Annotated in this window: 18 protein-coding genes and 2 pseudogenes; 12 read left to right on the top strand and 8 right to left on the bottom strand. The window is 70.6% G+C overall.

Annotation, left to right across the window (positions count from 1 at the left end):
• The first annotated feature begins 31 nt into the window (after positions 1 to 31).
• The 8 genes and pseudogenes from ASD48_RS00920 to ASD48_RS00885 all read left to right on the top strand — a co-directional run bounded on the left by ASD48_RS00920 (position 32) and on the right by ASD48_RS00885 (position 10,429).
• On the top strand, positions 32 to 2,986 hold the full coding sequence (locus ASD48_RS00920; RefSeq protein ID WP_057599385.1) for a M14 family metallopeptidase: 2,955 nt from the start codon (positions 32 to 34) through the stop codon (positions 2,984 to 2,986).
• A 230-nt stretch (positions 2,987 to 3,216) separates the two neighbouring features.
• Positions 3,217 to 4,227 carry a type I glyceraldehyde-3-phosphate dehydrogenase gene (gap, locus tag ASD48_RS00915; RefSeq protein WP_057580303.1) on the top strand — a complete coding sequence of 337 codons (1,011 nt, stop codon included), beginning with the start codon at positions 3,217 to 3,219 and terminating at the stop codon, positions 4,225 to 4,227.
• Between the two features lie 155 nt (positions 4,228 to 4,382).
• Complete coding sequence (locus ASD48_RS44990) at positions 4,383 to 5,594, top strand: phosphoglycerate kinase (protein WP_057599383.1); 1,212 nt, start codon at positions 4,383 to 4,385, stop codon at positions 5,592 to 5,594.
• 6 nt (positions 5,595 to 5,600) lie between these two features.
• Positions 5,601 to 6,377 (top strand): triose-phosphate isomerase, encoded by a 777-nt coding sequence (tpiA, locus tag ASD48_RS44985; RefSeq protein ID WP_057599382.1) that lies wholly within the window; start codon positions 5,601 to 5,603, stop codon positions 6,375 to 6,377.
• Positions 6,378 to 6,504: 127 nt separating this feature from the next.
• On the top strand, positions 6,505 to 6,735 hold the full coding sequence (gene secG, locus ASD48_RS00900; RefSeq protein WP_020131907.1) for a preprotein translocase subunit SecG: 231 nt from the start codon (positions 6,505 to 6,507) through the stop codon (positions 6,733 to 6,735).
• Between the two features lie 211 nt (positions 6,736 to 6,946).
• Entirely contained in the window at positions 6,947 to 7,282 is a 336-nt protein-coding gene (locus tag ASD48_RS00895) for an RNA polymerase-binding protein RbpA (protein ID WP_078077905.1), read from the top strand.
• Positions 7,283 to 7,698: 416 nt separating this feature from the next.
• Positions 7,699 to 9,337: pseudogene (gene pgi / locus ASD48_RS00890) on the top strand (glucose-6-phosphate isomerase).
• A gap of 102 nt (positions 9,338 to 9,439) precedes the next feature.
• The gene (locus ASD48_RS00885) at positions 9,440 to 10,429 is read left to right on the top strand and encodes a hypothetical protein (protein ID WP_057599381.1); all 990 of its coding nucleotides are present in this window, start codon (positions 9,440 to 9,442) and stop codon (positions 10,427 to 10,429) included.
• A 30-nt stretch (positions 10,430 to 10,459) separates the two neighbouring features.
• Here the strand turns inward: ASD48_RS00885 and pgl are convergent, their stop codons facing one another.
• From pgl to tkt, 5 genes and pseudogenes are all read right to left on the bottom strand, one after another.
• On the bottom strand, positions 10,460 to 11,242 hold the full coding sequence (gene pgl, locus ASD48_RS00880) for a 6-phosphogluconolactonase (RefSeq protein ID WP_057599380.1): 783 nt from the start codon (positions 11,240 to 11,242) through the stop codon (positions 10,460 to 10,462).
• A complete protein-coding gene (opcA, locus tag ASD48_RS00875) occupies positions 11,239 to 12,372 on the bottom strand; it encodes a glucose-6-phosphate dehydrogenase assembly protein OpcA (protein WP_057599379.1) in 1,134 nt (377 codons plus the stop codon). The genes pgl and opcA overlap by 4 nt, the downstream gene beginning before the upstream one ends.
• Positions 12,369 to 13,875, bottom strand: a pseudogene (gene zwf, locus ASD48_RS00870) (glucose-6-phosphate dehydrogenase). The gene opcA and the pseudogene zwf overlap by 4 nt, the downstream one beginning before the upstream one ends.
• Before the next feature lie 3 nt (positions 13,876 to 13,878).
• Positions 13,879 to 14,997, bottom strand: coding sequence for a transaldolase (gene tal, locus ASD48_RS00865; RefSeq protein WP_057599378.1), 1,119 nt, complete (start codon positions 14,995 to 14,997; stop codon positions 13,879 to 13,881).
• Between the two features lie 33 nt (positions 14,998 to 15,030).
• Positions 15,031 to 17,118 (bottom strand): transketolase, encoded by a 2,088-nt coding sequence (gene tkt / locus ASD48_RS00860; RefSeq protein ID WP_057599377.1) that lies wholly within the window; start codon positions 17,116 to 17,118, stop codon positions 15,031 to 15,033.
• Positions 17,119 to 17,473: 355 nt separating this feature from the next.
• On the opposite strand from tkt, the gene ASD48_RS00855 reads away from it, so the two are divergent.
• From ASD48_RS00855 to ASD48_RS00840, 4 genes are all read left to right on the top strand, one after another.
• Positions 17,474 to 18,427, top strand: coding sequence for a heme o synthase (locus tag ASD48_RS00855; protein WP_057599376.1), 954 nt, complete (start codon positions 17,474 to 17,476; stop codon positions 18,425 to 18,427).
• Positions 18,428 to 18,533: 106 nt separating this feature from the next.
• A complete protein-coding gene (locus ASD48_RS00850) occupies positions 18,534 to 18,890 on the top strand; it encodes a hypothetical protein (RefSeq protein WP_057599375.1) in 357 nt (118 codons plus the stop codon).
• A 74-nt stretch (positions 18,891 to 18,964) separates the two neighbouring features.
• Positions 18,965 to 20,071 (top strand): amidohydrolase family protein, encoded by a 1,107-nt coding sequence (locus ASD48_RS00845; protein ID WP_057599374.1) that lies wholly within the window; start codon positions 18,965 to 18,967, stop codon positions 20,069 to 20,071.
• 18 nt (positions 20,072 to 20,089) lie between these two features.
• Positions 20,090 to 20,836, top strand: a complete 747-nt coding sequence (locus ASD48_RS00840; RefSeq protein ID WP_057599373.1) for a hypothetical protein — start codon at positions 20,090 to 20,092, stop codon at positions 20,834 to 20,836.
• A gap of 12 nt (positions 20,837 to 20,848) precedes the next feature.
• On the opposite strand, the gene ASD48_RS00835 is transcribed toward ASD48_RS00840, so the two are convergent.
• From ASD48_RS00835 to ASD48_RS00825, 3 genes are read right to left on the bottom strand one after another with little or no spacing between them, the layout of a single operon-like run.
• Positions 20,849 to 21,859: a COX15/CtaA family protein gene (locus tag ASD48_RS00835; protein WP_057599372.1), complete on the bottom strand. Its 1,011-nt coding sequence runs from the start codon at positions 21,857 to 21,859 to the stop codon at positions 20,849 to 20,851.
• 55 nt (positions 21,860 to 21,914) lie between these two features.
• On the bottom strand, positions 21,915 to 22,685 hold the full coding sequence (locus ASD48_RS00830) for an ABC transporter permease (RefSeq protein WP_063887397.1): 771 nt from the start codon (positions 22,683 to 22,685) through the stop codon (positions 21,915 to 21,917).
• Complete coding sequence (locus ASD48_RS00825; protein WP_057599371.1) at positions 22,685 to 23,605, bottom strand: ABC transporter ATP-binding protein; 921 nt, start codon at positions 23,603 to 23,605, stop codon at positions 22,685 to 22,687. Before ASD48_RS00825 ends, ASD48_RS00830 begins: the two co-directional genes overlap by 1 nt.
• Between the last annotated feature and the right edge of the window lie 10 nt (positions 23,606 to 23,615).

Below are 23,615 nucleotides of genomic sequence, written 5' to 3'. Positions count from 1 at the left end.
CTGCTGGGGCGAACTCAGGCTAGGGGGGTTCATGAGACGAAGAGCGAGATCGATCCTCGCTGTCGGCGCGCTGCTGCTCGGCGGAGCGGCACTCGCACCCATCGCCCAGGCACAGCCCGGCACCACACCGAAACCCGACGCGGACGAGGTCAAGGTCTTCCGCGCCGAGGTCACCAAGCAGCAGGTACCCCTGCTGCTGGCGGCCGGCCAGGACGGTCACGAACTCAGCGAGCAGGCGCCCGAGAAGGGCACCGCGACGGTCGAGGTCTACCTCACCGACAAGCAGGCGACGAAGCTCGAGAAGCAGGGCGTCGCCCTCACCGAGCACACACTTTCGGCCAAGGCGGAGAACCGCGTGGAGGCCGCCGCCGACGGTGTGTTCCGGCCGTACAGCGGCAGCGGCGGTCTCCGGGAGGAGATCCTCCGCACCGCGCGGGAGAACCCGGGCCTCACCAAGGTCGTCTCCCTCGGCAAGACGGTCAGGGGCCAGGACATCCTCGCGCTCAAACTGACCAAGAACGCGAAGAAGTCCGCGGACGGCTCCAAGCCCTCGGTCCTCTACATGTCCAACCAGCACGCGCGGGAGTGGATCACCCCGGAGATGACCCGGCGGCTGATGCACTACTACCTGGACACCTACAAGACCGACCGGCGCGTCAAGAAGATCGTCGACTCCAGTGAGCTGTGGTTCGTCCTGTCGGCCAACCCCGACGGCTACGACTACACCTTCGAGAACACCGACAACCGCCTCTGGCGCAAGAACCTGCGGGACGTCAACGGCGACGGCGCGATCTCCACCGGCGACGGCGTCGACCTCAACCGCAACTTCCCCTACAAGTGGGGCTACGACGACGAGGGTTCGTCCCCGAACCCCACCAGCCAGACCTACCGCGGCGCCACCCCCGGCTCCGAACCCGAGACCAAGGCGCTCGACGCCTTCGAGAAGCGGATCGGGTTCACGTACGGCATCAACTACCACTCCGCCGCCGAACTGCTGCTCTACGGCGTCGGCTGGCAGGTCGCGACCGACACCCCGGACGACGTCGTCTACAAGGCGCTCGCCGGAACCCCCGACAACTCCGCGGTCCCGGGCTACCACCCGCAGGTCTCCTCGGAGTTGTACACGACCAACGGCGAGGCCGACGGGCACGCGGCGAACGTCAACGGCACGGCGATGTTCACCCCCGAGATGTCGACCTGCCAGACCGCTTCCGGCATCGACCCGAACGACCAGTGGAACGCCTCCGACTGCCAGTCGGTCTTCAACTTCCCGGACGACGAGAAGCTGATCCAGCAGGAGTTCGCCAAGAACGTCCCGTTCGCGCTCTCCGTCGCGGAGTCCGCGGCGCAACCGGACCAGCCGAAGTCCTCGGTCGGTCTGTCCGCCGCCGACTTCACCCCGGCGCCGTTCACCACCTCGTACGGGCGCGGCGCCGACCAGGAGGTCTCCGTCGTCGTACGCAAGGCGATCCGCGACAAGGAGCTCAAGTACCGCGTCAACGGCGGCCGTACCCGGGACCAGGCGCTCAAGGCCTGGAAGGGCGGCGAGACCTTCGGCGGTGACGACAACCTCTACTACGACGAGTACCGGGCCAAGGTGCGCGACGGCGCACCCGGCGACAAGGTCGAGGTCTGGTTCACCGGCCAGTCCAGGAACGGCAAGAAGGTCTCCAGCGCCCACTTCACCTACACGATCGCCGCGCGGCCCAAGGCCGACACCCTCGTCGTGGCCGAGGAGGGCACGGCCGCCACACAGGCGCAGACCTACGTCGACGCGCTGAGGGCCAACGGGCGCAGGGCGATCGTCTGGGACGTCGCCACCCAGGGCGCACCCGACGCGCTCGGCGTGCTGAGCCACTTCGAGACGGTCGTCCACTACACGGGCGCGAGCGTCCCCGGCAATCCGACCCAGCTCGAACTGCGTGCCTTCCTCAACGAGGGCGGCAAGCTGATCGAGGCGGGCGAGCTGGCCGGCGGCAACGTCGACCTCGGTGACGGCACCCCGTCGAACGACTTCAGCCAGTACTACCTGGGCGCCTACTCCCGTACGTCCACTCCGGGCGCCACGGGCTTCACCGGTTCCGGCGGGCTCGCGGGCGCCGGCGGGGCCCTCGGCCCGGCCACCGGCAACCCGCTCGACAGGGCGGGCACCTACGGCGTCACCTCGGACGAGCTGCCCGCCGCCGCGTACCCGCAGTTCGCCAGCGCGGGAGCCGGCCAGTTCGCCGGGACGGTCAACCCGTACGGGCCGTTCACGGGCTCGTACATGGCCGCCGCCGTGCACACCGACGACGCCTACAAGCGCCTCACCCGCACCATCGACCTCACCGGTGTCGGCGCGGCGAGCAAGCCGGCCCTGCGCGCCCAGCTGCTGTGGGACACCGAGCCCGGCTACGACAACGCGATCGTCGAGATCCACACGGTCGGCGCCGACGACTGGACGACGCTCCCCGAGGCGGGCGGCGCCACCAGCACCGCCGTCCCCGCGGAGTGCGGCGGCGGCTTCTACATCGGCGAGCACCCCTGGCTGCGGCACTACCTCACGCTCGGTGCGGGTGACTGCACCGCGACCGGCGGCACCGGCTCCTGGAACGCCCTCACCGGCGCCTCCAGCGGCTGGCAGCAGGTGAACTTCGACCTGAGCGCCTACGCGGGCAAGCAGGTCGAGGTCTCGATCGCCTACGTCACCGACCCCGGCAGCGGCGGCCACGGCGTCCTCGCGGACGACACCTCGCTGGTCGTCGGCGGCACCGCCACCGGGACCGAGGGCTTCGAGACCTCGCTCGGCGCCTGGCGGGTCGCGGGTCCGCCCGCGGGCAGCCCGGCCGTACTGAAGGACTGGACGCGCACCGGCGCCCTGTTCCAGACGTACGGAGCGGTCACCACCGACGACACGGTGTTGCTGGGCTTCGGCCTGGAGCACGTCACCGCGGCGGCCGACCGGGTCGCGCTCATCGGGAAGGCGCTCGCCTCACTTGAGAGCTGAAGGACGGTTGTCAACTCGGTGTGACAGTTCGTAACCACATCGAGCGATCGGGTCTTCCGGTCCGGGGCGGTCCGTACCCCTACTGGCGGGTACGGACCGCCCTGCCGTGTATGGGCGAAGTCGATGTCACTCCGGCGGCCTCGGAGAGGTAGGGTCGTGGGTGGTCGGGGACATCCCAAATACAGCTCGCCGGCACCGCATAGCCGGCGTACCAACGAGGAGATCGGTTCGTGACGATCCGCGTAGGCATCAACGGCTTTGGCCGCATCGGTCGTAACTACTTCCGCGCGCTGCTGGAGCAGGGTGCTGACATCGAGATCGTGGCTGTCAACGACCTGGGTGACACCGCGACCACCGCACATCTGCTCAAGTACGACACCATCCTGGGCCGCCTCAAGGCCGAGGTGTCGCACACCGCCGACACGATCACCGTCGACGGTCACACCATCAAGGTGCTGTCCGAGCGCAACCCGGCGGACATCCCGTGGGGTGACCTGGGCGTCGACATCGTGATCGAGTCGACCGGCATCTTCACCAAGAAGGCCGACGCCGAGAAGCACATCGCCGGCGGCGCCAAGAAGGTCCTCATCTCGGCTCCGGCCAAGGACGAGGACATCACCATCGTGATGGGCGTCAACCAGGACAAGTACGACGCGGCCAACCACCACGTCATCTCCAACGCCTCCTGCACCACCAACTGTGTGGCGCCGATGGCCAAGGTCCTCGACGAGAACTTCGGCATCGTCAAGGGTCTGATGACGACGGTCCACGCGTACACCAACGACCAGCGCATCCTGGACTTCCCGCACTCGGACCTGCGTCGCGCCCGCGCCGCCGCCGAGAACATCATCCCGACCACGACGGGTGCCGCCAAGGCCACCGCCCTGGTCCTCCCGCAGCTCAAGGGCAAGCTGGACGGCATCGCCATGCGCGTCCCGGTCCCGACCGGCTCGGCCACCGACCTGGTCGTGACGCTCCAGCGCGAGGTCACCAAGGACGAGGTCAACGCTGCGTTCAAGAAGGCCTCCGAGGACGGCGACCTCAAGGGCTACCTGGCCTACACCGAGGACCCGATCGTCTCCTCGGACATCGTCAGCGACCCGGCCTCCTGCACCTTCGACTCCTCCCTGACCATGGTCCAGGAGGGCAACTCGGTGAAGATCCTCGGCTGGTACGACAACGAGTGGGGCTACTCCAACCGCCTCGTCGACCTGACGGTCTTCGTCGGCAACCAGCTCTGATCGTAGGATCGGGCACCCCGATGTGAGTGCAGGGCTCGGGCGGCGCAGGGACGCGCCGCCCGAGCCCTGACGCACGTACGGATCAGCCTTCCTCACGGTCGCCGGCGACCACGAGTGATCACGAGTACCACGAGCCCTCTTCAGGAGCCCCCGTAATGAAGACGATCGACGAACTTCTCGCCGAAGGCGTCGCAGGCAAGCGGGTCTTCGTCCGCGCCGACCTCAACGTGCCGCTCGACGGCGGCACCATCACCGACGACGGCCGCATCCGCGCCGTCCTGCCCACCGTCAAGGCCCTCGCGGACGCGGGCGCCAAGGTGGTCGTCGCCTCGCACCTGGGCCGCCCCAAGGGCGCGCCGGACCCCGCCTTCTCCCTCGCCCCCGCCGCCGACCGGCTGGGCGAACTCCTCGGCTCCGCCGTGGCCTTCGCGACCGACACGGTCGGCGATTCCGCCCGGTCCACGGTCGCCGGCCTCACCGACGGCCAGGTCGCCGTCATCGAGAACCTGCGCTTCAACGCGGGCGAGACCAGCAAGGACGACGCCGAGCGCGGCGCCTTCGCCGACCTGCTCGCCGAACTCGCCGACCTCTACGTCGGCGACGGGTTCGGGGCGGTGCACCGCAAGCACGCCTCCGTCTACGACCTCCCGGCCCGGCTGCCGCACGCCGCCGGCTTCCTGATCGCCACCGAGGTCGGCGTCCTGAAGCAGCTCACCGAGGACGTCAAGCGGCCCTATGTCGTCGCCCTCGGCGGCTCCAAGGTCTCCGACAAGCTCGCCGTCATCGACCAGCTGCTCGGCAAGGCCGACCGCATCCTCATCGGCGGCGGCATGGCCTTCACCTTCCTCAAGGCGAAGGGGTACGAGATCGGTGCCTCCCTCGTCCAGGACGATCAGCTGCCCGTCGTCACCGAGTACGTCGAGCGCGCCGAGAAGAACGGCGTCGAGCTGGTCGTGCCCGTCGACGTCGTGGCCGCGGCCCGGTTCCCGGACCTGAAGACCAAGGCCCCGTCCGACCCCGTCACCGTCGCCGCGGACGCGATCCCCGCCGACCTGATGGGCCTCGACATCGGTCCCGAGACCGGTGCCCTGTACGCCTCGAAGCTCGCCGACGCCGGAACCGTCTTCTGGAACGGCCCCATGGGCGTCTTCGAGCACCCCGACTACGCCGAGGGCACCAAGGCGGTCGCCCAGGCCCTCATCGATTCCCCGGCCTTCACGGTCGTCGGCGGTGGCGACTCCGCCGCTGCCGTCCGCATCCTGGGCTTCGACGAGAACGCATTCGGCCACATCTCGACCGGTGGTGGCGCCTCCCTCGAATACCTCGAGGGCAAGACGCTCCCCGGCCTCGCCGCACTGGAGGGCTGACCCCGCATGACCACTCGCACGCCGCTGATGGCGGGCAACTGGAAGATGAACCTCAACCACCTCGAGGCCATCGCCCACACCCAGAAGCTCGCCTTCGCCCTGGCCGACAAGGACTACGAGGCCGTCGAGGTCGCCGTCCTGCCGCCCTTCACCGACCTGCGCTCCGTGCAGACCCTGGTCGACGGCGACAAGCTGAAGATCAAGTACGGCGCCCAGGACATCTCGGCGCACGACTCCGGCGCCTACACCGGCGAGATCTCCGGTTCGATGCTGGCCAAGCTGAAGTGCACGTTCGTGGCGATCGGCCACTCCGAGCGCCGCCAGTACCACAACGAGACCGACGAACTGGTGAACGCCAAGGTCAAGGCCGCCTACAAGCACGGCCTGACCCCGATCCTGTGTGTCGGTGAGGAGCTGGACGTCCGCGAGGCGGGCAACCACGTCTCCCACACCCTCACCCAGGTCGAGGGCGGCCTGAAGGACCTCCCGGCCGAGCAGGCCGAGACCATCGTGATCGCCTACGAGCCCGTCTGGGCCATCGGCACCGGCAAGGTCTGCGGTGCCGAGGACGCGCAGGAGGTCTGCGCCGCCATCCGCGGCAAGATCGCCGAGCTCTACACCCAGGAGCTGGCCGACAAGGTCCGCATCCAGTACGGCGGCTCCGTGAAGTCCGGCAACGTCGCCGAGATCATGGCGCAGGCCGACATCGACGGCGCGCTGGTCGGCGGTGCCTCGCTGGACGCCGACGAGTTCGTCAAGATCGTGCGCTTCCGCGACCAGTGATCCGAGCTGTGTGTATGCGGTAGCGGCGATCCGTCGTACCCTTGCGGGGGCATAGCGGTTGTCGCTATGCCCCCGTCGTTCGTCCGAGTCGTTATCCGAATCCGAGGAAGTTGGTCCAGCCGTGGTTTTGGGGTTCTCGATCGCCCTGATCGTCTTCAGCCTGCTGCTGATGCTGCTGGTGCTGATGCACAAGGGGAAGGGCGGCGGCCTCTCCGACATGTTCGGTGGCGGCATGCAGTCCTCCGTCGGCGGCTCCTCGGTCGCCGAGCGCAACCTCGACCGCATCACCGTCGTGATCGGTCTGCTGTGGTTCGCCTGCATCATCGTTCTCGGCATCGTCATGAAGACGAACAGCTGATCAGCTTCGCACAGTCACGCACATTCCGGTACGTAAGGCCCCATGTTCGGTACGCGCAGCTGAGCGCGGCCTATCATGGGGCTTGCGTCTAGGTGTGGAAGCTGTAACTCCAATCACTGGACGCGCGTTGGGCCTTACGTAGACTGAGGCGCTCGCAGCGAAGCGAAACGCCGACTCGCTTTGCGGCACCATCACGCAGGGAGTTACGACCGTGGCAAGTGGCAACGCGATCCGAGGAAGCCGGGTCGGGGCGGGGCCGATGGGCGAGGCCGAGCGGGGCGAGTCCGCGCCGCGTCTGCGCATCTCCTTCTGGTGCTCCAACGGACACGAAACGGTGCCCAGCTTCGCCAGCGACGCGCAGGTTCCCGACACCTGGGACTGCCCGCGCTGCGGCTTTCCCGCCGGGCAGGACCGGGACAACCCCCCGGACCCGCCGCGAACCGAGCCCTACAAGACACACCTCGCCTATGTGCGGGAGCGGCGCAGCGACGCGGACGGCGAGGCGATCCTCGCCGAGGCGCTCGCCAAACTGCGGGGCGAGATCTGACGAACCGAGACCGGCCGGGTGCCCGAGGGTGCCTGGCCGGAGGTGTTTCGCGCGCGCATGTCCACCCGCGGGCCGTCTGACGACAGTAGGCGCCCTTCACGCGCCCCTGCGGCGCGCCCTGGTGGACATCGAGGCCCTCGGCGGGGCCCACGCCTGCCTGACGACCGGTCACCCAGCCGGCCGGCGCACTGCCGGTCGGCCTGTTCGTGTGCGCCGGCACGGCGACGCGGGCTCCGCCCCGTGATGCGCACCCGCCGTCGCCGCGTTGATACCCGGGGGCCGGGCGGACGTATCTGTTGTTGTCCCGTACGACCGTGGCCCGTCCGCTCACCCGACGCGCTGATCAACTAGGTTGGAACCGGCGGGGCAAGGCGTGCGCAGCACGGACAGATGAGGAAAGAGGGCTGAAGTCCGACATGAACGCAGACGGCCGTACGAGGCTCAACCAGACGCCCGAGTGGACCGCTCTGGCCAAACACCGCGAGGAACTCGGCGAGGTGCGGCTGCGGGAGCTGTTCGCCGCCGACCCCGAGCGCGGTGCGGGATACACGCTACGGGTCGGTGACCTGCACATCGACTACTCCAAGCACCTCGTCACCGACGAGACGCTGCGGCACCTGCGTGAACTGGCCGTCGCCACCGATGTCTTCGGCCTCAGGGACGCGATGTTCCGCGGCGAGAAGATCAACACCACCGAGGGCCGCGCCGTCCTGCACACCGCCCTGCGCGCCCCGCGCGACGCGGTGATCGAGGTCGACGGGGAGAACGTCGTCCCGGCGGTGCACGCGGTCCTCGACAAGATGGCCGGCTTCGCCGACCGCGTCCGCTCCGGTGCCTGGACCGGCCACACCGGCCGGCGCATCCGCAACGTGGTGAACATCGGCATCGGCGGCTCCGACCTGGGTCCGGCGATGGCCTACGAGGTGCTGCGCGGCTACACCGACCGCGATCTCACGGTCCGTTTCGTGTCCAACGTGGACGGCGCCGACCTGCACGAGGCCACCCGCGACCTGGACCCGGCGGAGACGCTGTTCATCATCGCGTCGAAGACCTTCACCACCATCGAGACGATCACCAACGCGACCTCGGCCCGCAGCTGGCTGCTGGACGCGCTCGGCGGCGACGACACGGCCGTGGCCCAGCACTTCGTCGCCCTGTCGACGAACGCCGAGAGGCATCGACACGGCCAACATGTTCGAGTTCTGGGACTGGGTCGGCGGTCGCTACTCCTTCGACTCGGCGATCGGCCTGTCGCTGATGATCGCCATCGGACCGGACCGGTTCCGCGAGATGCTCGACGGCTTCCACCTCGTCGACGAGCACTTCAGGACCGCGCCCGCCGAGTCCAACGTGCCGCTGCTGCTGGGCCTGCTGGGCATCTGGTACGGCAACTTCCACGACGCGCAGTCGCATGCCGTGCTGCCCTACAGCCACTATCTGTCCAAGTTCGCCGCCTACCTCCAGCAGCTGGACATGGAGTCCAACGGCAAGTCCGTCGGCCGGGACGGCAGGCAGGTCGACTGGCAGACCGGGCCGATCGTCTGGGGCACGCCGGGCACCAACGGGCAGCACGCCTACTACCAGCTCATCCACCAGGGCACCAAGCTCGTCCCCGCCGACTTCATCGGCTTCGCCGAGCCGGCCGCCGAGCTGAGCGACGAACTCAAGGCCCAGCACGACCTGCTGATGGCCAACTTCTTCGCGCAGACCCAGGCACTGGCCTTCGGCAAGACGCCCGAGGAGGTGCGCGCGGAGGGCGTGCCGGAGGAGCTGGTGGCCCACAAGACGTTCCGGGGCGACCACCCGACGACCACGATCCTCGCCCGCGAGCTGACCCCCTCGGTACTCGGCCAGCTCGTCGCGCTCTACGAGCACAAGGTGTTCGTACAGGGCGCGGTGTGGGACATCGACTCCTTCGACCAGTGGGGCGTGGAGCTCGGCAAGGTGCTCGCCAAGCGCGTCGAACCCGCCCTCACCGAGGGCGCCGAGGTTCCCGGCCTGGACGCGTCCACCAAGGCCCTGGTCGCCAGGTACCGGGAGCTGCGCGGCCGGTAGCGGTCGCCCGTACGGAGGAAACGGGAAGCGGGCGGCGGGCGGTCGGCCGCTTCCCGTAGACTCCCCGGCGATCATGAGTCCGATCTCTCGGGGGAGAGCAACGTGGCCGGTGCACGCAGGAGTTGGACGGACGGCTCGCTGTCCCGCCGCTCGTTCCTGAAGCCCCACAAGGCGGCGTGGGCGGTGTTCCATCCGGCGTGGATACCCCCGGCGCTCGATCCGACGGTGGAGCGGCTCAAGCGCGGCAGGGTCATCGCCGGGGCGGTGGCGGCCGTCGGCGTGTACACCTTCGTCGAGGGCGGGTTCGCCTTCGAGGAGATGCTGGAGAACACGGCGATCGCCTCCGCCGTGCTGTTCTTCCTCACCCCGGTGACGGTCGGCGTGATGCTCTTCGTCTGGCGGCGCACCGGCACCGTCCGGCAGTTGAAGAGGCCGCTCCTCGACTCGCTCAAGCTGCTGCTGCTCTTCATCGGCTGTGTCATGACGACCGTGGGGATCTTCCGGTCGAGCGAGATGTTCGGGCTGGTCCCGCGGATGCTGCTCACCCTCGTGGGCCTCTGGATGGCCTTCTTCGTGATGGCCGGCGCCGTCCGGCTCTCCGGGAACTTCTTCGGTTCCGCCGCCGTGCACCGCTGTCTGCCGCCGCTGCTCGCCACGGTGACGACCTGGCTGATGGCCCTTCCCGATCTGGTCACCGGTGACCTGCACGGCCTCAGCCTCACCATGGGCATCGTCTTCATCCTGGGCGCGCCGGTGACGGTCACCGCGATCGCGCTGCTGGAGATGCGCCGCCTCAAGCGTCGTTACGGCATCCGGCTGGCGGCCCACCCGGCCACCCTGCCGCCCGCACCCGCCGGGGTGCCGCCCCAGGTCCCGCCCCAGGTCCCGCCGCAGGTCCCGCCGCAGGGAAATCCCTACGGGCATCCGTACGGGCATCCGTACGGGCACCCGCACGGCCAGTGGCACGGACAGCAGCCCGGAAACCCGAACGGCCGGCCGTACGCACCGGGCCCGGGGCAGCCGTATCCCCGGGGCGGCAACCCGTACGGGTCCTACGGGGCCCACAACGGGCAGAACCCGTACGGCGGTTGACCGTACGGGTTCTGTGGAGCGGTGACCGCGTCAGGCGGACGCGGGAGGGTACAGCGACCTCGGGAGCCGGGAGGCCGCCGCCGCGTCCAGCAGCCACAGGGTGCGGGAGCGGCCCCGGGCGCCCGCCGCGGGGGCCTGGATCTCGCCCGCGCCGGACAGGGCGATCGCCGCGGCCTGCGCCTTGTCCTCGCCGGCGGCGAGCAGCCACACCTCACGGGCCGCCCGGATCGCCGGGAGGGTGAGGGTGACCCGGGTCGGCGGGGGCTTGGGCGCGCCGCGCACGCCCACCACCGTGCGCTCGGTCTCCCGCACGGCGGGCAGCTCGGGGAAGAGCGAGGCCACGTGGGTGTCCGGGCCGACGCCCAGCATCAGGACGTCGAAGGCGGGCACGTCGCCGTGGTTCTCGGGGCCGGCCGCGCGGGCCAGCTCCTCCGCGTAGGCGGCCGCGGCCGCCTCCACGTCGGCGCCGTACGGACCGTCGGACGCGGGCATGGCGTGCACGCGCTTCGGGTCCACCGGGACGGAGTCCAGCAGGGCCTCACGGGCCTGCGTGACATTGCGCTCCGGGTCGCCCTCGGGCACGAAACGCTCGTCGCCCCACCACAGGTCCAGCCGGGCCCAGTCGACGGCGTCACGGGCGGGCGCGGCGGCCAGCGCGGCCAGCAGACCGTTGCCGTTGCGGCCGCCGGTGAGGACCACGGACGCCTGGCCCCGGGAGGCCTGGGCGTCCACGATCTTCGTGATGAGACGGGCCGCGGCGGCCTGCGCCATCAGTTCCTTGTCGTGGTGCACGACCAGCTGGGGAGTGCTCACTGCGGATCCGCTTTCCTGACCGGGGGCATCTGCGCCGGAGTCGGCCGGTCGGCGTCGCCGTGGGCCGCCGGGGCGGCGGGCTGCGGAGCCGACGCGGAGTCACGGTCCGCGGCCGCCGGGTCCGCCACGGCGCGGACCGGGAGGGACGGCGCGGGCCGGCCGGCGGCCGCGGACCGCTCGGCCTCCCGCTCCGCGGCCGACTGGATCCCGCCCAGCCGGTCCACGCCGAACCGCAGGGCGGACGCGTAGGTGTCGTCGGGGTCGAGCCTGCGCAGCTCCTCCGCGAGCAACTCGGACGTTTCGCGGCGCTTGAGCGCCACCGCGCGGTCGGGCTGGCCCGGCAGCGCCAGCGTGGCCATCGCGCCGTCCGACCGGTGCAGGGTGATCGGACCGCCGGTCGTCTCCATCCGGACCTGGGTCAGACCGGGACCGGCCGAGATCGCGCGGCGGACGTGCACATGGAGCCGGTCGGCGAGCCACATGGCGAGCAGCTCGACACTCGGGTTGGCCTCCTCGCCCGCCACTTCGGCGGAGACGATCTCGCAGCTGACCTGGTCGAGGGCGGCGGCCAGCATCGAGCGCCACGGGGTGATCCGGGCCCACGCCAGGTCGGTGTCGCCCGGCTCGTAGCTCTCGGCACGCGCCCGCAGTTCGTTGATGGGCTTCTCGGCCGCGTAGCTGTCGGTGACGCGGCGCTGGCCCAGGGCGCCCAGCGGGTCGCCCGCCGGGTCGCGCGGGGCGTCCACCGACCACCAGACGACCACCGGCGCGTCCGGCAGCAGCAGCGGCAGGACGACGGACTGGGCGTGGTCGGAGACCTCGCCGTACAGCCGGAGGATCACCGTCTCGCCGCTGCCCGCGTCCGCGCCCAGCCGTACCTCGGCGTCGAGGCGGGACTGGGTGCGGCCCCGGGGGGACCGCGAGACGCGCTTGATGACCACGAGCGTGCGCGAGGGGTGCTCGTGCGACGCGTCGTTGGCGGCCTTCAGGGCGTCGTAGGCGTTCTCCTCGTCCGTGACGACGACGAGGGTGAGCACCATGCCGACGGCGGGGGTGCCTATCGCGCGCCTGCCCTGCACCAACGCCTTATTGATCTTGCTGGCAGTGGTGTCCGTGAGGTCTGTCTTCATGGCCGGCGCCAGCTCCGTCCGTCTCGCTCGAGCATCTCGTCGGCCTCGACGGGCCCCCACGTGCCCGACGGGTACTGCGCGGGCTTGCCGTTCTTGTCCCAGAACTGCTCGATCGGGTCGAGGATCTTCCAGGACAGCTCCACCTCTTCCGTGCGGGGGAAGAGGTTCGAGTCGCCCAGCAGCACGTCGAGGATGAGGCGCTCGTAGGCCTCGGGCGAGGACTCCGTGAAGGACTCGCCGTAGGCGAAGTCCATCGACACGTCCCGGATCTCCATCGAGGTGCCGGGCACCTTCGAGCCGAAGCGGACCGTGATGCCCTCGTCGGGCTGGACGCGGATGACGATCGCGTTCGCGCCGAGCTCCTCGGTCGCCGTGGAGTCGAAGGGGGAGTGCGGGGCGCGCTGGAAGACCACCGCGATCTCGGTGACCCGGCGGCCCAGGCGCTTGCCGGTGCGCAGATAGAAGGGGACGCCCGCCCAGCGGCGGTTGTCGACCTCGAGCTTGACGGCCGCGTAGGTGTCGGTCTTCGACTTGGGGTCGATGCCGTCCTCTTCGAGGTAGCCGACGGCCTTCTCGCCGCCCTGCCACCCGGCCGCGTACTGTGCGCGCACGGTGGCGAGGCCCAGGTCCTTCGGCAGCCGCACGGCGCCGAGCACCTTGGTCTTCTCGGCGGCCAGCGCGTCCGCGTCGAAGGAGGCCGGCTCCTCCATGGCCGTGAGGGTGGTTCTGGATGACGTCACGGGCGGCGCCGATGCCGTCGTAGTAGCCGGCCCGGCCGCCGATGCCGATGTCCTCGGCCATCGTGATCTGCACGTGGTCCACGAAGGACCGGTTCCAGATCGGCTCGAACATCGTGTTGGCGAAGCGCAGCGCCATGATGTTCTGGACGGTCTCCTTGCCCAGGTAGTGGTCGATGCGGAAGACCTGGTCCGAGCCGAAGACCTCGTGGACGACCTTGTTGAGCTCCTCGGCCGAGGCGAGGTCGTGGCCGAAGGGCTTCTCGATGACCGCGCGCCGCCAGGAGCCGCTCGTCTGGTCGGCCAGTCCGTGCTTCTTCAGCTGCTGGATGACCACCGGGAAGGACCGCGGCGGCACGGACAGGTAGAAGGCGAAGTTGCCGCCCGTGCCCTGCGCCTTGTCGAGTTCCTCGATCGTGCTGCGCAGCCGCTCGAAGGCGTCGTCGTCGTCGAAGGTGCCCTGCACGAAGCGCATGCCCTGGACGAGCTGCTGCCAGACCTCCTCGCGGAAGGGCGTGCGGGCGTGCTCCTTGACCGCGTCGTGGACCTCCTGTGCGAAGTCCTCGTGCTCCCACTCGCGGCGGGCGAAGCCGACCAGCGAGAAGCCCGGCGGCAGCAGACCCCGGTTGGCGAGGTCGTACACGGCGGGCATGAGCTTCTTCCGGGACAAATCGCCCGTGACGCCGAAGATGACCAGGCCCGACGGCCCCGCGATACGCGGGAGCCGTCGGTCTGCGGGGTCACGCAGCGGGTTGCTGCTCGACAGAGTTCAGCCCTCCGAGGGGGCGAGGCGCTGGAGCTCCGCCTCGGTCGACTTGAGCAGGTCGTTCCAGGACGCCTCGAACTTGTCGACGCCCTCGTCCTCGAGGAGCTGGACCACCTCGTCGTAGGAGATGCCGAGCTTCTCGACGGCGTCGATCTCGGCGCGGGCCTGCTCGTAGGTGCCGGCGACGGTGTTGCCGGTGATCGAGCCGTGGTCCTCGGCGGCGAACAGGGTCGCCTCCGGCATGGTGTTCACCGTGTTCGGCGCCACCAGGTCGTCCACGTACAGGGTGTCCTTGTAGGCGGGGTCCTTCACACCGGTGGAGGCCCACAGCGGACGCTGCTTGTTGGCGCCCGCCTTCTCCAGCGCGGCCCAGCGCTCGCCGGCGAAGACCTCCTCGTACGCCTGGTAGGCGAGCCGGGCGTTGGCGAGGCCCGCCTTGCCGCGGGCGGCCTTGGCCTCGTCGGTGCCGAGCGCGTCGAGCCGCTTGTCGATCTCGGTGTCCACGCGGGACACGAAGAAGGACGCCACGGAGTGGATCTTCGACAGGTCCAGGCCGCGCTCCTTGGCCTGCTCCAGGCCGGCCAGGTAGGCGTCCATGACCTGGCGGTAGCGCTCCAGCGAGAAGATCAGCGTGACGTTGACGCTGATGCCGAGGCCGATGACCTCGGTGATCGCCGGGAGGCCGCCCATCGTGGCCGGGATCTTGATGAGCGTGTTGGGGCGGTCGACCAGCCAGGCGAGCTGCTTGGCCTCGGCGACCGTCGGCTTGGTGTGGTGCGCCAGGCGCGGGTCGACCTCGATCGAGACCCGGCCGTCCTGGCCGCCGGTGGCGTCGAAGACCGGGCGCAGGATGTCGGCGGCGTCGCGGACGTCCGCCGTCGTGATCATGCGGATGGCCTCTTCGACGGTGACCTTGCGGGCGGCGAGGTCGGCGAGCTGCAGGTCGTAGCCGTCGCCCTGCGAGATCGCCTTCTGGAAGATCGACGGGTTGGTGGTGACGCCCACGACGTGCTGCTGGTCGATCAGTTCGGCCAGGTTGCCGGACGTGATCCGCTTGCGCGACAGGTCGTCCAGCCAGATCGCGACGCCTTCTTCGGAGAGGCGCTTGAGTGCGTCTGTCATGGAATTACATCTCCTACGTGTCGTATGTGAGCGTCAGCGCTGGGCGGCGGCGAGGGATTCCCGTGCCTTGGCGGCCACGTTCTCCGCAGTGAAGCCGTACTCCTGGAAGAGGACCTTGCCATCGGCGGAAGCACCGAAGTGCTCCAGGGAAACGATGCGGCCGGCGTCCCCGACGTACTTGTGCCAGGTGAGACCGATACCCGCCTCGACCGAGACGCGGGCCTTGACGGAGGGGGGCAGGACGCTGTCCCGGTACCCCTGGTCCTGCTCCTCGAACCACTCCACGGACGGCATGGACACCACGCGGGTGGGCACACCCTCGGCCTCCAGCCGCTCGCGCGCCTCGACGGCGACGTGCACCTCGGAGCCGGTCGCGATGAGGAGCACCTCGGGCGTCCCCGTGGAGGCCTCGAACAGGACGTACCCGCCCTTGGCCGCGTTCTCGTCGGGCTCGTAGGTCGGCACGCCCTGGCGGGTGAGGACCAGACCGTGCGGGGCGCCCTTGCCGAAGACCTTCGTCCAGCGCTTGAGGATCTCGCGCCAGGCGATCGCCGTCTCGTTGGCGTCGGCCGGGCGGACGACGTTCAGGCCCGGGATGGCGCGCAGCGAGGCCAGGTGCTCGACCGGCTGGTGCGTCGGGCCGTCCTCGCCGAGGCCGATGGAGTCGTGCGTCCACACGTACGTGACCGGCACGTGCATCAGCGCCGACAGGCGTACGGCGTTGCGCATGTAGTCGGAGAACACGAGGAACGTGCCGCCGTAGATACGGGTGTTGCCGTGCAGCGCGATGCCGTTCATCTCCGCGGCCATGGAGTGCTCGCGGATACCGAAGTGCACCGTGCGGCCGTACGGGCTCGCCTCCGGCAGCGGGTTGCCCTCGGGCAGGAACGACGACGTCTTGTCGATCGTCGTGTTGTTGGAACCCGCGAGGTCGGCGGAGCCGCCCCACAGCTCGGGGATGACCGCGCCGAGCGCCTGGAGCACCTTGCCGGACGCGGCACGGGTGGCGACGCCCTTGCCGGGCTCGAAGACCGGGAGCTTCTCCTCCCAGCCGGTGGGCAGCTCGCCCGCGGCGACGCGCTCGTACTCGGCGGCGCGGTCGGGGTTGTTGTCCCGCCACTGCTGGAAGGACTTCTCCCACACGGCGCGGGCCGCCTGGCCGCGCTCCAGGGCGCCCCTGGTGTGGGCGATGACCTCGTCCGCGACCTCGAAGGACTGCTCCGGGTCGAAGCCGAGGACGCGCTTGGTGGCCGCGACCTCGTCGTCGCCGAGCGCCGAGCCGTGGGCGGCCTCGGTGTTCTGCGCGTTCGGCGCGGGCCAGGCGATGATCGAGCGCATCGCGATGAAGGACGGCTTGTCCGTCACCTGCTTCGCGGCCTCGATCGCGTCGTAGAGGGCGTGCGGGTCCAGGTCGCCGTCCGGCTTGGGGGCGACGCGCTGCACATGCCAGCCGTACGCCTCGTAGCGCTTGACGGTGTCCTCGGAGACGGCCGTCTCGGTGTCGCCCTCGATCGAGATGTGGTTGTCGTCCCACAGCAGGATCAGGTTGCCGAGCTTCTGGTGACCGGCCATGGAGGACGCCTCGGCGGAGATGCCCTCCTGGAGGCAGCCGTCACCGGCGATCGCGTAGACGAAGTGGTCGAACGGCGACTCGCCGACCGGGGTCTCCGGGTCGAACAGACCGCGCTCGTAGCGGGCGGCCATCGCCATGCCCACGGCGTTCGCGACGCCCTGGCCCAGCGGGCCGGTCGTCGTCTCGACGCCCGTGGTGTGGCCGTACTCCGGGTGACCCGGCGTCTTCGAACCCCAGGTGCGGAACGCCTTCAGGTCGTCCAGCTCCAGGCCGAAGCCGGCCAGGTACAGCTGGGTGTAGAGCGTCAGGGACGAGTGGCCCGCGGACAGCACGAAGCGGTCGCGGCCGACCCAGTCGGCGTCCGCCGGGTCGTGCCGCATCACCTTCTGGAAGAGGGTGTACGCGGCAGGCGCCAGGCTCATCGCCGTACCGGGATGGCCGTTGCCGACCTTCTGTACGGCGTCGGCGGCCAGGACGCGGGCGGTGTCCACGGCCCGCTGGTCCAACTCGGTCCACTCGAGGTCTGTGGTGGTCGGCTTGGTGCTCACCCTGGGTCAGGGCTCCTCTCCACATGTCACGCATGTCGAATGCCGGTGCACGCGGCGCCCACCGGCCGTTGTCGAGCCTACCCCCGTGAGAACGTGCATTTTTTCGAGTCATTCCAGACTGCCGGGAGACTTGGTGATCCGCCTGCCGACCGGTGTGTTCCCTGTTCGGCAAGTGAATACGGAGCCGCTCGTACGAGTGCTCAACAGAGTGGCCCCCGGCTCTTCCGCAGGTGCTGTCCAACACGACCCCACCCCCGCGAATGTCGGGGTCTGGGCAACGTCTACAGTGGCGTGGTACGCGCGAGCCTTTACCCCGCATTCACACGGGGAGGCTTGCTGGGAGTCTCTGTCAGGGGTGTGCGTGACGGCCGTTGAATCCCGTCCAGTGGGGATTGTCGGGGCGAGTCAGAGCCCGAGCCGGCGGCCGTTCGGGGCCCGGGCGAAGGCGTTCGTGGCGCTGACCAAGCCGCGGATCATCGAGCTGCTGCTGATCACCACCGTCCCGGTGATGTTCCTGGCGCAGCAGGGCGTTCCGGACCTGGGTCTGGTGGTGCTGACCTGCCTCGGCGGTTATCTGTCCGCAGGCGGCGCCAACGCGCTGAACATGTACATCGACCGCGACATCGACGCGCTGATGGACCGCACCTCGCAGCGCCCGCTGGTCACCGGAATGGTCAGCCCGCGTGAATGCCTCGCCTTCGGCATCACCCTCGCGGTGGTCTCCACACTCCTGTTCGGTCTGACCGTCAACTGGCTGTCGGCCTGGCTCGCCCTCGGGGCGCTCCTCTTCTACGTCGTCGTCTACACGATGATCCTCAAGCGCCGTACCTCGCAGAACATCGTGTGGGGCGGCATCGCCGGCTGCATGCCGGTGCTGATCGGCTGGTCGGCCGTGACGAACTCGGTGTCCTGGGCACCGGTCGTGCTCTTCCTCGTCATGTTCTTCTGGACGCCGCCGCACTACTGGCCGCTGTCCATGAAGGTCAGGGACGACTACGCGCGCGTGGGCGTGCCGATGCTGCCGGTCGTCGCCTCCAACAAGACCGTCGCCAAGCAGATCGTCCTCTACAGCTGGGTGATGGTCGCCGTCTCGCTGCTGCTGACCCCGCTGGGCTACACCGGGTGGTTCTACACCTCGGTCGCGCTGGTGGCGGGCGGCTGGTGGCTGTGGGAGGCGCACGCGCTCCAGAGCCGCGCGAAGGCGGAGGCGACGGGCGGGAAGCTGAAGGAGATGCGGCTGTTCCACTGGTCCATCACCTATGTGTCGCTGCTGTTCGTGGCGGTCGCCGTGGACCCCTTCCTGCGCTGACCCCTCCACGTTCCCGTCGCAGAATCGACGAACGGCCGGGGTGCGTGGTCAACACCACGCACCCCGGCCGTCGCCGTTCGATCTACCCGTCGGTAGCATCCTGGACATGGCAGACACCAAGCAGGCTGACGAGACCGCAGACGCCAAGCAGGCCGCGAAGGCCGAGCGCAGGGCGGCCCGGCTCGCCAAGCAGATCAGCGCCTTCGCCAAGCAGCACGGCGGGGCCGAGGGCCAGATCGCGTACATCGGCGAGCGCGGCGCCCGTATCGTCCTGGTCGGCGACGACGGCGGCTGGGGCGACCTCGTGGCCCCCTCGGTCGCCGTGGCCGAGCTGGCCGTCGGGAAGGCCGGCGTCACCGTCCACGAGACCTTCGACGGCGAGTTCGCGGCGAAGGTGAAGACGGGGCCGTACGAGTGGACCCGGATGGCCGGAATCCAGGTCGGCGGACCGAAGAACGGCTGAGCAGCAACAACCTGACACCCCGGTCACCCGTTAGGACCCGTAGGAACTACGTGGTCCGTCCCCGGGGAGTCCGGATGATCGAAACGCCGTCCTTGGTGGACCAGTACTGCCACGGCATCCTGAGAACGGAGCTGGGTCTCGGTACCTTCGAGGCCCAGTTGGCCCGCACCGAGGGCCCGCCGGCCCCGGGCACGACGCTGTTCGACACCCAGACCGGGTTCGCGGTACGCCGCTGGTGCCCCCCGCTCCTCGGTCTGGAACCGCACGCGCCGCCCGCCCGATATCTCGCCCGCCGTCGGGAACTCGGCGTACTGGAAGCGGGCCGCCGGCTGCTGCGCGGCAGCGGCATCACGACGTACCTGGTCGACACGGGCCTGCCCGGTGACCTCACCGGACCGGGCGAGCTCGCCTCGGCCGGCGCCGCCGAGGCGCGGGAGATCGTGCGCCTGGAGCCCCTCGCCGAGCAGGTCGCCGACACCTCCGGCACGGTCGAGTCCTTCCTGGCCAACCTCGCCGAGTCGGTCCACGGGGCCGCCGCGAACGCCGTGGCCTTCGCCTCCGTCGCGGGGGTCCGGCACGGCCTCGCCCTCGCGCCCGAGCCGCCCGGACCGGGGGAGGTGCGGGGCGCGGCGAGCCGCTGGCTGGCGGGCCGCAGGGTCGGCGGCGAGCTGAGCGACCCGGTGCTGCTGCGCCACCTGCTGTGGATCGCCGTCGCCTCGGGGCTGCCCCTCCAGCTGCACGCGGGACTCGGCGAGCCGGGGGCGCGCGTCGACCGCACGGATCCGGTGCTGCTGACGGACTTCGTGCGGGCCACGGCCGGCCTCGGCACCGACCTCGTCCTGCTGCACGGCTACCCCTACCACCGGCACGCCGCCCACCTCGCGGGCGTCTTCCCGCATGTGTACGCCGACTCCGGCGCCGCCCTCGTACGGACCGGCGCGCGAGCCGCGACGATCCTGGCGGAGATCCTGGAGCTGGCTCCCTTCGGCAAGATCCTCTTCTCCAGCGGGGCCGGCGGGCTGCCCGAGCTGCACGTGGTCGGGGCGCGGCTGTTCCGCGAGGCACTGGCCCGGGTGCTCGGCGGCTGGGTCGTGGAGGGCGCGTGGTCGCCGGCGGACGCGCAACGGGTGGCGGGACTGATCGCGGCGGGCAACGCGCGCCGGGTGTACGGGCTCGGCTGAGGTGGACAGACTGGGCGCATGACCAGCCGCACGGAAGCATTACTGGACCGTTTTCTCTTCGGCCTGCAGGCCCTGGACCCCGTCGCCGTGTGGGCCCACGGCTCGCTCGCCGGAGGCGACTACCAGGAGGGCCGCAGCGACCTGGACCTCATCGCGGTCCTGACGGGGCCCGTCACCCCGCGCGCGGTGTGGCGGCTGGGCCGGCTGCACGCCCGCCTGCGCAACGAGCCGCTCGCCCCGCTGCTGCACTGCACCTATCTGACCCCCGACCGGGCGGCCGATCCGGAGCGGCGGCACCTGACCTGGGCGCACAGCCGGCTGTTCCGGCGGACGGTCACCCCGGTGACGCGGCGCGAGCTGCACACGTTCGGCCGGGTGCTGTACGGGAAGCCGCCCGGCGCGCTCCTGCCGCCGGTGCCGGACCGCGCACTCGGCGAATTCGTCGTCCGTGACCAGCGGGACTTCTGGCGGCCCGCCGTCGACAAGGCCCACCTGTGGCGCGAGAACGTCTGGGTCGACCTGGGGCTGCTGACCTTCGCGCGGGCCACGGTGACCGTGCGGGACGGCCGGCTGATCTCCAAGCGCGAGGCCCTCGACGAGCTGCCCGCGCTGGGGGCGCCCTCGGAGGTCGTGGCGGACATCGCGCGCCGACGCTACGACGAGGGGGACGGGCCGGCCGACGAGACGTGGCCCGCCCGACGCGCCGAGCTGGCCCGGGACTACCTGGGGCCGGCGATCGACGCGCTGGTCACCTCGTACGCGTGAGACCCGGATGACTCACGCGCGCGTGCCGACCGTCGCCTCGGCCGCCGGGCCCGGCAGGTCGATCGTCGTTGCGGGGCGCTCGCGCAGCGCCAGCAGCACGCGCAGCACCGCGATCCACACCAGGCAGGAGCCGAGCATGTGCAGCCCGACCAGGGCCTCGGGAAGATCCGTGAAGTACTGGACGTAGCCGATGAGACCCTGCCCGAGCAGCACCGGGAACAGGTCCCGGGTGCGGTCCAGCGGGTTCTTCGGCGCGTCCACCGCCCGGAGGATGAACCACAGGGCGAAGGTCAGCGTCACGACGATCCAGGCGAGCACGGCGTGCAGCTTGGCGACCGTCTCCCAGTCCAGCGGCATCCGCTCGACCTCGCTGGAGTCACCGGCGTGCGGGCCCGCGCCGGTCACCACCGTGCCGACGCCGATCAGCAGCGTCGAGGCGGCGACCAGGAACCACACCAGCTGCTGCACGGGCTTGCCGACCAGCGGCCGGGGCTCCCCGTCGCCCTCCCGGGCGCGCTGCCACATCACCGCGGCGACCGCGAGCAGCGCCGTGGCGGCCAGGAAGTGCGCCGCGACCGTGTACGGGTTGAGGCCGACCAGCACCACGATCCCGCCGAGCACGGCGTTGCTCATCACCAGCCAGAACTGCGCCCAGCCCAGCCGGGTCAGGCTCCGCCGGTACGGCTTCTCGGAGCGCGCGGCGATGATCGCCCAGCCGACGGCCGCGCACAGCACGTACGTCAGCATGCGGTTGCCGAACTCGATGGCGCCGTGGAAGCCCATCGCGCCGGTCGCGGTCAGCGAGTCGTCGGTGCACTTCGGCCAGGTCGGGCAGCCCAGGCCGGAGCCCGTGAGCCGGACGGCACCGCCGGTGACCACGATGACCACCGACATCACGAGCGGGTACAGCGCCGCCCGCTGAACGGTCCGGCGGGTGGGGGTCCAGCGTTCGGCGATGAAGGCGAGCGGGTTGCGCACGGCGGCTACGGCGTCGGCACGGGTCACGTTTGGCACGCGCCCCATCGTAGGCGCCCGCTTGTGCACGCGTTCACGAGGGTCCCCCGGTCCGGGCGCCCCGCTACTCCCAGCGGAAGAACCGGCCGGCCGCCGCGAGTCCCACGACGGCCCACACCGCGAGGATCCCCAGGTCGCCCCAGGGCATGCCCGCGCCGTGCTGGAGCACGTCCCGCAGTCCGTCCGAGAGGGCCGAGACGGGCAGCAGACCGAGCACGTCCTGGGCGCCGGGCGGGAACTTGTCGAGCGGGACGATCACCCCGCCCCCCACCAGCAGCAGCAGGAAGACCAGGTTGGCCGCGGCCAGCGTCGCCTCCGCCTTCAGGGTGCCCGCCATCAGCAGGCCGAGGCCCGAGAAGGCGGCCGTGCCGAGGATCAGGAGCAGCAGGACGGCCGCCGGGTTGCCGTGCGGGTTCCAGCCGAGGGCGAAGGCGATCGCCGTCAGGAGGATCACCTGGAGGATCTCCGTGACCAGCACCGACAGCGTCTTCGCCGCCATCAGGCCCCAGCGGGGCAGGGGAGAGGCGGCGAGCCGCTTCAGCACCCCGTAGCGGCGTTCGAAGCCGGTCGCGATGGCCTGGCCGGTGAAGGCCGTCGACACCACGGCGAGCGCGAGGATGCCGGGCGCGAGGAAGTCCACCGCCTCGCCCGCGCCGGTGTCGATGATGTCCACGCTGCTGAACAGCACCAGCAGCAGGGTGGGGATCACGACGGTGAGCAGCAGCTGCTCGCCGTTGCGCAGGAGCATCTTCGTCTCCAGCACCGCCTGTGCCGCGATCATGCGGGGCAGCGGAGCCGCGCCGGGCCGGGGGGTGTAGGTACCCGTGGCGGTCATCAGCGCAGCTCCTTGCCGGTCAGTTCCAGGAAGACGTCCTCCAGGGTGTGCCGTTCGACCGAGATCCGGTCCGGCATCACCCCGTGCTGCGCGCACCACGAGGTGACCGTCGCCAGCAGCTGGGGGTCGACCTTGCCCGTCACCCGGTAGGACCCGGGGGTGAGCTCGGCGGCCGAGCTGTCGGCGGGCAGGGCCTTGAGCAGGGAGGTCACGTCGAGGCCGGGCCGGCCGGTGAAGCGCAGGGTGTTCTCGGCGCCGCCGCGGCACAGCTCCTCGGGGGAGCCCTGGGCGATGACCCGGCCCGCGTCGATGATCGCGACGTCGTCGGCGAGCTGCTCGGCCTCGTCCATGTGGTGGGTGGTCAGGATGACGGAGACGCCGTCCGTCCGCAGGTCCCGCACGAGGTCCCAGGTGGCACGGCGGGCCTGCGGGTCGAGGCCGGCCGTCGGCTCGTCGAGGAACACCAGCTCCGGGCGGCCGACGACGGCCATCGCCAGCGCGAGCCGCTGCTGCTGGCCGCCGGAGAGACGGCGGTACGTCGTCCGGCCGCAGGATCCGAGGCCGAGACGCTCGACGAGGGCGTCGACGTCCAGGGGGTGGGCGTGCAGCCCGGCCACGTGCCGGAGCATCTCGTCGGCCCGGGCGCCGGAGTACACGCCTCCCGACTGGAGCATCACGCCGATCCGGGGGCGCAGGTCGGAGGCCTGTCTCTGCGGATCGAGGCCGAGGACGCGCACCGTGCCGGCGTCCGGCCTGCGGTACCCCTCGCAGGTCTCGACGGTGGTCGACTTGCCGGCGCCGTTGGGTCCGAGGACGGCGGTGACGCCCGCCCGGGCCGTCAGGTCGAGGCCGTTCACCGCGGTCTTGGTCCCGTACCGCTTCACCAGGGCCTCGACCCGGACGACAGGCTCACTTCGCATGGCTCAAGAG

This window comes from Streptomyces sp. Root1310, from assembly GCF_001426425.1.
Lineage (GTDB): Bacteria > Actinomycetota > Actinomycetes > Streptomycetales > Streptomycetaceae > Streptomyces.
The sequence above is the reverse complement of the archived record's forward strand: the minus strand, read 5'-3'. Positions and strand labels throughout refer to the sequence as shown.

Excerpts from the sequence above, each read along its gene's own strand:
- ASD48_RS44990 (WP_057599383.1), top strand. The coding sequence starts at position 4,383 with ATGAAGACGATCGACGAACTTCTCGCCGAAGGCGTCGCAGGCAAGCGG.
- tpiA (WP_057599382.1), top strand. The coding sequence starts at position 5,601 with ATGACCACTCGCACGCCGCTGATGGCGGGCAACTGGAAGATGAACCTC.
- ASD48_RS00845 (WP_057599374.1), top strand. The coding sequence starts at position 18,965 with ATGATCGAAACGCCGTCCTTGGTGGACCAGTACTGCCACGGCATCCTG.
- ASD48_RS00825 (WP_057599371.1), bottom strand. The coding sequence starts at position 23,605 with ATGCGAAGTGAGCCTGTCGTCCGGGTCGAGGCCCTGGTGAAGCGGTAC.
- opcA (WP_057599379.1), bottom strand. The coding sequence starts at position 12,372 with ATGAAGACAGACCTCACGGACACCACTGCCAGCAAGATCAATAAGGCG.
- ASD48_RS00850 (WP_057599375.1), top strand. The coding sequence starts at position 18,534 with ATGGCAGACACCAAGCAGGCTGACGAGACCGCAGACGCCAAGCAGGCC.
- ASD48_RS00840 (WP_057599373.1), top strand. The coding sequence starts at position 20,090 with ATGACCAGCCGCACGGAAGCATTACTGGACCGTTTTCTCTTCGGCCTG.
- ASD48_RS00835 (WP_057599372.1), bottom strand. The coding sequence starts at position 21,859 with ATGGGGCGCGTGCCAAACGTGACCCGTGCCGACGCCGTAGCCGCCGTG.
- ASD48_RS00830 (WP_063887397.1), bottom strand. The coding sequence starts at position 22,685 with ATGACCGCCACGGGTACCTACACCCCCCGGCCCGGCGCGGCTCCGCTG.
- tal (WP_057599378.1), bottom strand. The coding sequence starts at position 14,997 with ATGACAGACGCACTCAAGCGCCTCTCCGAAGAAGGCGTCGCGATCTGG.
- ASD48_RS00920 (WP_057599385.1), top strand. The coding sequence starts at position 32 with ATGAGACGAAGAGCGAGATCGATCCTCGCTGTCGGCGCGCTGCTGCTC.